This is a genomic window from Paenibacillus apiarius (assembly GCF_017052585.1).
GTDB lineage: Bacteria > Bacillota > Bacilli > Paenibacillales > Paenibacillaceae > Paenibacillus_B > Paenibacillus_B apiarius.
Window position 1 is genome coordinate 3,019,919 of sequence record NZ_JAFFHZ010000001.1, and the last position, 11,316, is coordinate 3,031,234.

Annotated in this window: 6 protein-coding genes; all 6 read left to right on the forward strand. The window is 50.7% G+C overall.

The genetic code is table 11. The features are described 5' to 3' along the window. Positions 1 to 32 precede the first annotated feature (32 nt). The 6 genes from JSQ80_RS13760 to JSQ80_RS13780 all read left to right on the forward strand — a co-directional run bounded on the left by JSQ80_RS13760 (position 33) and on the right by JSQ80_RS13780 (position 11,310). Complete coding sequence (locus JSQ80_RS13760; RefSeq protein WP_240463659.1) at positions 33 to 3,767, forward strand: wall-associated protein WapA; 3,735 nt, start codon at positions 33 to 35, stop codon at positions 3,765 to 3,767. A gap of 10 nt (positions 3,768 to 3,777) precedes the next feature. Beyond that, complete coding sequence (locus JSQ80_RS29090) at positions 3,778 to 4,290, forward strand: RHS repeat-associated core domain-containing protein (RefSeq protein WP_240463660.1); 513 nt, start codon at positions 3,778 to 3,780, stop codon at positions 4,288 to 4,290. A 1,273-nt stretch (positions 4,291 to 5,563) separates the two neighbouring features. Beyond that, the gene (locus JSQ80_RS13765; RefSeq protein WP_206095671.1) at positions 5,564 to 7,783 is read left to right on the forward strand and encodes a hypothetical protein; all 2,220 of its coding nucleotides are present in this window, start codon (positions 5,564 to 5,566) and stop codon (positions 7,781 to 7,783) included. A gap of 51 nt (positions 7,784 to 7,834) precedes the next feature. After that, the gene (locus JSQ80_RS13770) at positions 7,835 to 9,028 is read left to right on the forward strand and encodes a HEAT repeat domain-containing protein (RefSeq protein ID WP_087433243.1); all 1,194 of its coding nucleotides are present in this window, start codon (positions 7,835 to 7,837) and stop codon (positions 9,026 to 9,028) included. A 31-nt stretch (positions 9,029 to 9,059) separates the two neighbouring features. Next, complete coding sequence (locus JSQ80_RS13775; protein ID WP_087433242.1) at positions 9,060 to 10,448, forward strand: glycosyltransferase family 2 protein; 1,389 nt, start codon at positions 9,060 to 9,062, stop codon at positions 10,446 to 10,448. Positions 10,449 to 10,506: 58 nt separating this feature from the next. Further along, positions 10,507 to 11,310, forward strand: a complete 804-nt coding sequence (locus JSQ80_RS13780; protein WP_087433241.1) for a response regulator — start codon at positions 10,507 to 10,509, stop codon at positions 11,308 to 11,310. The last annotated feature ends 6 nt before the right edge of the window (positions 11,311 to 11,316 follow it).

Here is an 11,316-nt window from a genome sequence, read left to right on the forward strand (position 1 = left end):
GACTCAAGAACACGTTTTTAGGAGGATAGAGCATGAAAAAATGGATAGCTGTTATTCTTGTATTCCTATTGACGATAACTGGAATGCCTGTTGCATCTGCACAACAGTTGTTCTCTTCTGCAGGGCCTCCCTTGCATTCGCCTTCCGTCACTTCTAATGTATATGGGGCTCGAGCAACCTTCGCAGATTTTAATCCAGAAGAGCTGATTACCGTCACGTCCCTTACCGACACATTCGGCGTGACCCGGGATTGGGTGCAGGAGGAGCTGCTCGCCGGTTATCAGCTTCATCAAATCTATCAAGGCCTGCAAGCTCAGCGGCAGGACAAGGACTATGAAGAGTTCATGAACCACACTTATCCGAAGCCGTCTCCCGATCCGCTGGTGGCTCACAAGGAACGAATGAAAAGCGTGGCCGAGGCCGTATATCAAACCAGCGTAACGGAGCAAGTATACGGAAAGAGGGAACGGACGGTTACAGATCAGGTGTACGGATTGCAGATGCGCTCCAGCAGCCAGCCCTATGATGAAATCGCGCTGCGCAACCGGCCGATTCGGATGGATCAAGCTCCGTATTCCGTCGGTTCTGTGAACGATCATATTTCAACCGTAGATGGATCGCTGCGCGTGGAAGAAACGGATCTGGTCATGCCGGGCCCGAATGGCTTGGACTTTGCGCTGCGGAGAATTTATGACAGCTCTTTGGGGAAAGACGATATTTATTTCATCCCGTCCCGGAACAGCAATAGCACCCGGGAAACAAAAGAAGAGCAAATATTCCATCTCGGCAAGGGCTGGATCTGGGATATTTCGTATATCAAGCGGGTGAACGGTTACGGCTATATCTATATTTCCGGTCTTGGCACCTACAGCCTCTCGGAAAATGACCGTCTGCTCGGGTATCCCTTCCGTGATTTGGACTTTGGCGCAACCGACAAAACCACACAGGCCGGGAGCAGGGCCTCCTATGAACTTATTAATAACAAGACGGGAATCCGGCAATATTTCAGCCATACCGGCAAACTGATGCAAATCGAAGACAAGGACGGCAACTGGATTCAATTTTTATATAAATACGAACCGGATGTTGGAGAAGTGCTGTCTGTTATCGCCAGCTCGACCAAAGATCGCCGCCACACGAACGCTATGTTTATTTCTTATAACAGCGACAATACGATTTCCATCGAAACCGGGGATCGAAAGGTCATCTATAAGAAAAAGAGAGTCAGCGAAATAAAGGGGGATCGAATCCGCGAGCAGGACATCTTGACGGAAGTGATCGACCCGCTGGGCCGCTCGACCAAATATGATTATGGCGTTTGGAAATGGCTGAAGTTTAATTTGCACGAGGGGTATAGCCCATTTCCGGAGCATTCCAATGAGCGCAACATCTTCTGGGGACATAACGATGCTGTCGTGCTGGGGATGATTGAGCACCCAACCAAAACCATTACGGAATTTGGTTTCGACAATGTGATTTACCGCAAGATCGGAGAGTATGCGGAAGAGCAGAACGTGCGGTATAAATCGCGGCGCAACTATTATAGTTCAACCAACCATACCCGGATGAATGAATTAAGTCTCAATTATAACAATGGGGATGTCGGGCAGCATTTTGACCGGGACTTCACGTTCTCTGTGGATGTGAACGACGGATTAAAGACCACTACGTATACCTACTGGAAACAGTATATCGATTACTTCTCCCCTTCGGTGTTATATAACACGAAAACGGTCATTCAGGATCGAAAGACCAACAACAGTCAGGTATTCCGCTACAGTCATGATACCGCCCGAAAAAATCCAAATCCGACCCGTATCGAGGAGACGCATTATCAAGGGAGTTACTCGTCCACTCCTCGCATTACGGAGCGAACGTATGACCGTAATGACTGGGGGCTTATCGCTTCGGAGACGAATCCGCTTGGAGCCACAAGCCGTTATGAGTACACCATCGTGTCGCCGAAAAAGCGATTCGGCATGATTAGCAGTGTCGTGCCGGCGGATCGGGATAGGAACGTGCATTCCGAGTATGACTACGATGAGAATCGTGGAGGGCTGAAGCAAGTTATCTCCAAGAGTGACAAGGGCGCAATCGTGCAGCAGCTCCATTATGAGTACGACAGTGCGGGCAACCCCATTCAGATTCGTATAAAGGGCGATGCAGGCGACACGGTTGTGCACCAAGAGTTTCCGTCTCTGTTTTTGAGCAAGCAAACAGTCCATGTGACGAACGTGGAAGGTCAGGCTGAATCGGTTGCCACCCAGATGGATTATATCCCCGCGATGGGTCTCCCGTCGAAATATACGGACGGCAATGGACACAGCACTTCCTATACGTATGACAAGCTCGGGAGAATAACCGCCGAAATCAATCCGGATGGGACCCAAACGACGATCGTCTATGACGATCATGCAAATAAAATGTTCATCACCGATCCGAACGGGCTGCAAATCGAGAAGCACTTCGATCCGTTGGGTAATCTGATAGCAGAAACCAACGGGCGCGGAATTGCTGCGCATGCGTATGATGAGCATGGCCGGATGATTCGAAAAGGGGCGTTTAACGGTACTTGGATCGAATATGAGTATGATGCTTGGGACCGCGTCATCCAGGAAAACTTCATTCACGGCGTGAATCGCATCGTCTATGACGATGCCGCCCATACGAAGACGACGATCGACGGGGCGAACACCGGCATTCGTGAAACGTATGACGTCATGGACCGGTTGATTAAGAAGGAAGAAATCAAGCCATCCGGTCAGGCGGTGGTATTGGCCCGTTACGAATACGATTATGCGGGGAACGTCAAGGTTGCGTATGACGGGAACAACAACGCAACGAAGTATGAGTATGATGTGTTGGGGCATCTTATCGCCGCAACGGATGCCGGAGGGAAAACGACGCGTTATCAGTATAATCTGGCAGGCGATATGGTCGAAGTAAAATATGCGGACGGCAATACGGTTCAGAAACGGTATGACGACATTGGCCGTTTGCTGGAGCAAACGGACCCGATGAAGCAAAGCAAGCGTTTCTATTATGACGGCAACGGCAACGTGGTGAAAAGCATTGATCGGAAAGGTCAAGCTCAACAATTCGGCTATAATAACCGGAATCTGTTGGTCAGCAGCCTTGCTGCGGGTGAAACCATTTCGTATACGTATGATGCGGCAGGCAAACGAACGGCGATGACCGATCAGACGGGGACGACGAGCTACGTGTACCATTCGTCGGGCGAATTGGCAACTATCACGTACCCGGATAGGACCGTTTTGTCATTCGATTATGATGCACGCGGGATACGAAAGGAACAATCCATTGCTGCAGGACCGTACCGCTTAACGGCCCAGACGGAACTGAATGCAATCCTGTCTATTCCGAGGGATATCAAAGTGCTGGATGGAGCAGGGGGACAGCTCGGCCAATTTACTTACACGTACGATGGCTCGTATAACCGCGTATCCCAATTGCAGTCCTCGATAGGCCTGAATGAATCGTTTGCGTACGACGGATTGAACTTGACTGGCATTCAGCAGAAGCAAGGTGAGGCCCCATTCGCCCAGTATGCGTATACCTATGACAACAACCGCAACATAACGGGCAAGACGGATAACGGCCCTTCGTTCCAGTTCACGTACGACCCGTTGAACCGGATCAAGACGTCGAACCAGTTCAATGAAAGGTACACGTATGATGTCAGAGATAACCTAAGCACGTTGTCGAGCGATAAGATGCCGGATATCCAAGGCGCAAGTTATACCTAGCCGGAACCGCTTGACGCAAGTCACGACAGAAAAAGGAAAAACGGTCTCCTACCGCTACAACGGGGACGGGCTTATGGTCGAACGCAGCGAGAATGGCGTCACCACCCGCTACTATTACGATGACCGGGCGCTCATCGTGGCGGAAGGCACCGTGAACCCGGACGGAACCGTTACCATAGCGGCTGCTTACGTGCACGACGCGAGTGGCAAGCTGCTGGCCCGTCAAGTGCCGGGACAGAGCGGGCTCCAATATTACTTCACGAACGGCCACGGGGACGTCACGGAAATCCGCGACGCTCAGGGGAATTTGCTCAATCGCTACACGTACGACATCTGGGGCAATCCGCTGACGGAAGAAGAGCAGGTGCCGAATATGTTCCGCTACTCGGGCGAGTATTGGGACAAGACGACGAACCTGCAATACCTGCGGGCCAGATGGTATGATCCGAGTATCGGGCGGTTTATAACGGAGGATCCGTTTGAAGGGGAACTGACGAATCCGCACAGTCTGAACCCATATTGAAACGATAGAAGTAGGGGACACTTGTTGCTCCATACCCATAGCGCTACGCGCCTGAACAGAGGTCTATCAAGCTTTTATAATGGGACAGGACTACGGTAATGCAATCGTTCGACCATACTATCGCTTTAGGCGTCATCATGTGTGGAAGTTACCGATCGGGTACTGCCGGACTTGAGAGGAGTGGTTTGGTCCTACAGTACAAAAAGCGGGGGAACAATTGCCCGTCCTACATCAATTTTCCCATCTGCACCACGTCATCCCGGCTCAAAGCAAGTAACCAGTGCTGGACGTTGCAGCTGGAACCAAAACGGGAAAACATCCCGAGAGCACTACGGCTCCAACTGCAATAGTACATTTGTTTTGCCCATCAATTCCCCATTTATGGTGCCGGACTGCAAAAGTACAACTCATTTTCGTGGAATCACACAAGAAATGGTAATACAATCGCTTCGAACTGCACAATTGCATTTCAACAGCCGAAAAAGCCGGATTTTCGCCCAAATAACTGCATAAATGCAGTTCGCCCCCTCCTTTTTTACCTGCCCCTACCACTTAGGGGAAAGAGAAAATACCTCCTCCTCTACTAGGGAAAGTGGGCCCAAATGAGTCCAATGGACACACCTGTTCCGCAAAAGGCACGGGGAACTCAGCAGACTTTAGCATCAGCCATAACGCCTGCATACGTCTATCAGTCACACACAGATTTTAAGATGGGGCCGATTCCCTGATTGTAAGCGCAACCAAAATAGAGCAAGAATAAACGCATAACTATAAGGCGAAACGCTGCTGCCCGGACATAAATCGACACCTAAAAATCTTGTGAACAAAAATAGTAAAAATATCCTATTCTGAAATTTACTAATGTATTTATATGTCGAATGCACAATCATGACCAAAGACCTGATATTCTAGGTATTTTTGGTAAATTGGTTACAATACCGCAACTTTTTTGCGACTTCATGCGTCTAACTACAACAAGTAAGCGAATAGAGAAAAATCCTCTGCAGTCCTCCTCTTATCAAGCTGGTTTGCCGAAAGTGAGCCGCTTGATTGCGGGCAAACACTCACGCCCACATACAATTTCATCGACGGGAACGGGGTCCCAAATTCAAATCACGACTATATAACCATGTTATTCCATCCAATTTAGTGGTTATTATTGGTGTGTATGGTGGTGGCAATTATTCTAGGAGGTGTACTCACTAGCGCCTTTAACTATTTAGCGCAATAACTTATAGATTTCACAGAGAAAGGGTGGAATGGGAAAACATACATGAGCCGCAAGAGGAAATGGAACATTGTCGCTGTATCGTTTGTGCTCTTAATCGCCGTCATTGCGGGAGGACTTTATCTACTGCAGGATTTTCTCTATCCGAAGCCTATCGCTCTTGCTGACGAGAGCGGCGTAAAGGTTAAATTCAAGACCGAGGGCGATCGATTCATGGCGTACGAGAAGGACGGGTTCAAGCCAATCTTCGTGAAAGGCGTCAATCTGGGAGCTACCGTTCCGGGGTATTTTCCTGGCGAATTCCCGATTCAAGAGGACGACTATTTGCGATGGTTCGAGCAGATTCACGATATGGGCGCCAACGTCATTCGCGTCTATACCGTGCATAAGCCTGTCTTTTACGAGGCGCTTGTTAAGTTTAACCGGGACAAGGGAGACCGTCCGCTCTATTTCATCCAGGGGATCTGGTCCCCGGAAGAGCAGCTTATAGAATCCCAGGACGCTTATGTGCCCGAGATCCAGCAGCAGTTCAAGCAGGAGATCGAGAAGGCGGTTCGCGCCGTCTATGGCGATCTGCAGCTGCCGGAATCGACGGGTGTGGCAAGCGGGACCTATAAAGCCAATGCCGGAGACTACTTGATGGCGTGGCATCTTGGCACGGAGTGGGACCCGGTGATGGTGGACAACACGAACAAGAAGCATCAGTCGCTCAAGCCGTATGCAGGCACTTATTTCAACGCCACGGCGCAGGCATCTCCATTCGAGAGCTGGCTGGCCGATATGATTGACCATGCCGCCTCCGTCGAGAGCCGTTACGGATGGCAGCATCCGATGACGTTCACGAATTGGGTGACGACCGACATTCTGGAGCATCCGGGCGAACCTTTGTACCAGGAAGACTTGGCGAGCGTGGATGCAAGGCACATTGAACCTGTGAAGTGGAATGCCGGTTACTTTGCCGCCTATCATGTGTATCCGTATTACCCGGACTTTTTCCACTTGGACAAGTCACTGCGGACGCTGAAGGATGAGCAAGGCGAATTCAACACCTACAAAGCCTATTTGCGCCAGCTTAAAGCCCAGTTCAAGGATATGCCTGTCATGATTACGGAATATGGCGTCCCATCCTCGATAGGAGTATCGCATTTGGGAACGGGCGGCCGCAATCAAGGGGGACATGACGAACGGGAGCAAGGGCGCATCGATGCTTCGCTGACGCAGGACATTTACGACGAGCAGTTCGCCGGGGCCATCTTGTTCATGTGGCAGGACGAATGGTTCAAGAAGACATGGAACACGATGGATTATGAAATTCCGGACGATCGCCGCCCGTATTGGTTGAACGTATTGACCAATGAAAAGATGTTCGGCCTGCTCGGGATGTATCCGAGCAAGGAGGAGACCCTCGTTATAGACGGGGATGCAACCGATTGGGACCAATTGCAGGATAAAGTGCAGATTAAGACGGAGCTGCCGGGAATCCGGGAGATGTGGGCCACGCACGACGAAGGGTATGTATACCTGTCGTTGCGGCTGGACAAACCGTTCGATTCGAAGCAGCAGAAGCTGTATATCGGTTCCAGCACGCTGACCGGAGGCAACCGCGGCATGCCGGAGCTGCCGGGAATCGCTTTGGACGAAGGACTCGAGACGCTTATCGTGCTCGGCACAGATGAGGAGAGCGAAGTTCGCATCGCTTCCGACTACGATTTCCATAACCGTCTGTATGGTCAATCGGGTTATTGGATGATCGAACCGAAGCCGGAGGAGTTGAAGTCGAATTCGGGAAGGTTCAATCCGTGGAGATTAGCCGTCAGCTTGAAGATGGAGCCGCCGGATACGAGATCCGCGCATCCATTCCAAGATGTGACGGTCGGTAAATTGATGCGTGGGACGAACAATCCGAAGGATCCGAATTACAATTCTCTTGCTGTCTGGCAGTACAAAGGCGATTTTGTGGAAATGCGCATCCCATGGATGCTGCTCGGATTTGCGGATCCGAGCACGAAGCAGGTCATCAGCTATAGTCCGCTTCAGAACAAACGGACATTCAAGACGGAGACGACCGAAGGCATCCGCTTTTTGCCTTGGGTGTCGGAACGCAGCGCATCACAAGCAAATAATGCCAAAGCAAAGGCGTCTAAGCCATACGCACTACACAATATCCCAGTTTACCAATGGAATAAATGGGATAAAGTTGGGTATACAGAACGATTGAAACAAAGCTATGACGAGATGAAACAGCTCTTTCACCGTCTTAACTAACTTAGCGGCCAATGGCGCGCGACTTTAACCGATAAAGGAGGCAAACGTCAAATGTTTTCCAATTTGGACCTTGCCGTAGCTTTCATTTACGTGTGTCTTGGTTTAATCGGATTCGGAGTGCTGATTTTGCTCACGATGAAAGCACGCAGCATTATGTTGGAGCGGAAACGGGCGGCATTGCTGGAGAAGCATCAACCTTATTTCGTGTACTTGCAGCGGCATATCGTTGATCCAGGCCCGTTCCAACCGCCGAAGGGACCGCTCAGCCCATTAGAAACACGAGTCATTCAGGATAAATTGATGGAGTGGATTGAAAAGTTCCGGGGAGCGCAGCGGCAGAAGCTGACCGCTCTGTGCGAGGACATAGGCCTCGTGCAGCTGGATAGGAAACAACTTGGCAGCATGTTCTATGCGAAGCAAATGAAGGCGGCTTATCGTCTGGGAGGCATGAGATCCGCGCAGGCGGTCGAGCCCTTGATTGAGCTGATGAAGCAGGAGAAAGACGGTCCGCTTCTGCATGTGCTGGCCCGTTCCGTTGCCAAGTGCGCGGAGCATCTGGACCAGTTATACGTCATGCTGCAGCAACTGACCCGTCACCGGAAAGGCAACTATTTGAATGCGGCCGAGGTGCTGGAGGAGACTTCCCTTGATGTGACGCCGCTGCTCATTCAATGTCTGGAGGACCGGGACCGCAATCTGGTGAAGACCGCATTGCTCGCTTTACGCGGGCAGACAGGCGTCTCTTTAACGCCTGCCCTGCTCCGGCTGGCTGACAGTGACGACCAAGAAATACGTTCCCTTGCAGTTAAAATACTTGTTCGTGCCGGCAATGTCCTCCCGGAGGAAACCATCAGCCAATGGTTGACCGATCCGGAAGGGGAAGTCCGTGCGGCTGTTGCAGAGTCGCTTGGACAATTGGGCCACGAAGGCAGCATACCGGCGCTGAAGCAAGCATTAACTGATTCCGAATGGTGGGTGCGGTATCACAGCGCGAAAAGCTTAGCCATGATGGGAGATGCGGGATTCCGGGCGCTGTGTGAGGCAGCGCTGGAACGAGATGATCCCTTCAAATCCGACATGGCCAAGGACCGTATTCACGAGGAGCTTCTGCGTGAGCATTTCTTCGCCAACCGGCGCAAGCATATACAGGGCGCTCATACGAAACAGTCGCTGTACGAGCAATATTTCGGCAAAGCGTCATCCGTATCACACATTCGCGGCATAGGAGGCGATTATTCTGCTTAGAGATTTACTTCTCAACTACGGCTATTTCGCGATGTATTATGTCATCATCGTCAACACTATATATTTCGGCATTATGCTCTTTTCATTGAAGAGCGTCTTCTCCATTGTGCGGAGAAAACGTTACGCGTTAAGCGGAAGCTTGGTGGGATCGGAGCACGTTCCGCCCGTATCCCTGCTCGTTCCGTCCTATAACGAAGAGCTGACTATTATTGAAAATGTCAGATCGTTGATGACGCTCAACTATCCGACGTATGAAGTCATCGTCATTAATGACGGATCGACGGATGAAACGATGAAGGTGCTTATCGACGAGTTCGAGTTGTACCGCATGGACAACTTGGCGGTTCGGTATTCGGTAAATTGCACCAAGATCAAGGCGATCTATCACAATCCGGAATATCCGCATTTGTATGTCATCGACAAGCTGAACGGCGGGAAGGCGGACTCGCTCAATGCGGGCATCAATTTCTCGCATTATCCGCTCGTCTCGTCGATAGATGCGGATTCCTTGCTGGAGAAAGATTCGCTTATTCAAATGGCAACGATGTATATGTCCAATCCCGAAGAATACGTCGCCATCGGCGGCAACGTGCGTATCGCGAACGGCTGCACGATTGAGAACGGCACGGTGAAGGAAGTCCGCCTGCCGAAGAAGTGGTGGCCGATGTTCCAGACGTGCGAATATTTGAAGGCGTTCCTCGGCGGACGCATCGGGTGGAGCGCGATCAACGGACTCATTATTGTGTCCGGCGCGTTCGGCCTGTTCCGCAAAGACTACATTGTTAAAGTTGGCGGTTACCGCGGCGGTTATCCGGGTGAAGACATGAATATCATCATCAAGCTGCACCGCTACATGTTGGAAAATAAATTGCCGTACCGCATTGCCTTCTGTCCGGAAGCTGTCTGCTGGACGCAGGCGCCGGACACCTATCATATCTTGTCCAATCAGCGCAAGCGCTGGGGACGGGGAAATTTGAAAAACATGATCGAGAATTATGATATGTCGTTCCGTCCGAAGTACAAAGTATTCGGCATGCTTTCGCTCCCGTATACGATTATTTTCGAAGCGCTCAATCCGTACTTTAAAATTACGGGTCTACTATCTTTGATTGGTTACGCATTGTATGACATGACAAGCTGGAACATCGTCGGTGTGTTCCTGACCATCAACTTCCTGTCAGGGCTTCTGTTGGCTATTGGCTCGATATTGATTGAGGAGATCGCCTTTAAGCGCTATCCGAGAATTAGCGACATGTTCCGTATGCTGGCCTTCAGCGTGCTCATGTTCTTCGGCTATCACCAGCTCGGGAGCTTATGGCGGATTCAGGGTCATATCCAATACTTTCAGAAGAACAACTCTTGGGGCGCAATGACCCGTCAAAGCTGGAAGGAAAAGAGCGAGCAAGTGAAATCGGCCTGATAGTCAGGCCGATGTTCAACATTAACGTAACGATGAGGAAAGGTGGTATTAACCGTTTATGCTGACTACTATTGAACAGCAATCCGAATTCGTTCCGTCTTTCAAACAGACGGTGCACCATCTCTGTTCGAACGACCCCGAGCATCAATTAGGAATCATCTTCATTCATGCCGGGACGATGGGCCGAGCGTGGGAAGGAGAAATAAGCGCTTGGCTGAAAGCGGAGCGCACACTTTCATTCGAGCTGATGGTCGATGATTCGCATCACCTGATTGCGGTTCTGCTGCGGCGGGCGGCTCTTGATGAAACGCATTATTATGCGCTCCAGTTAAAGATGCTGCTTGAACAGAAGTTCGCCGGCCAGCCGATCGTATGCGCGGTTGCCGCCGTTGCCGATGCCGCGGAGATTGAGGAGCTGATCGAAGGCCGCTTGGCCGAATTGACGGTCGGGGGCGCCTATTCCGATATCCGGGTGCTGCATGATGAGCTGCGGCCGATGGATGCCAGACGGATTCTGGTGGTCGACCACGACGAGAGCGTACGCGAATTTCTGAACATATGGCTTACGATGCAGGGGTACGAAGTGCATGAAGCGGAAGATGCCTATTCCGCTTTGGACCGCATCCATTCCGAGCCGTTTGATCTCATATTAACCGAGTTGAATTTATATGGAATTAATGGTTTGCCGTTTATTTCTCACATTCAGAAGATGAATCTGAACCCTGCTCCGAAAATCGTCATTCTGTCCGAACAGCGGGTGGAGCAGACAATAGACTACTGCTATCAGCAAGGCGTTAGCGACTACATTACGAAGCCGTTCTCGCCCGTTGAATTAGATGAAAGACTCAGTCGTTGCTTCTAGACATAA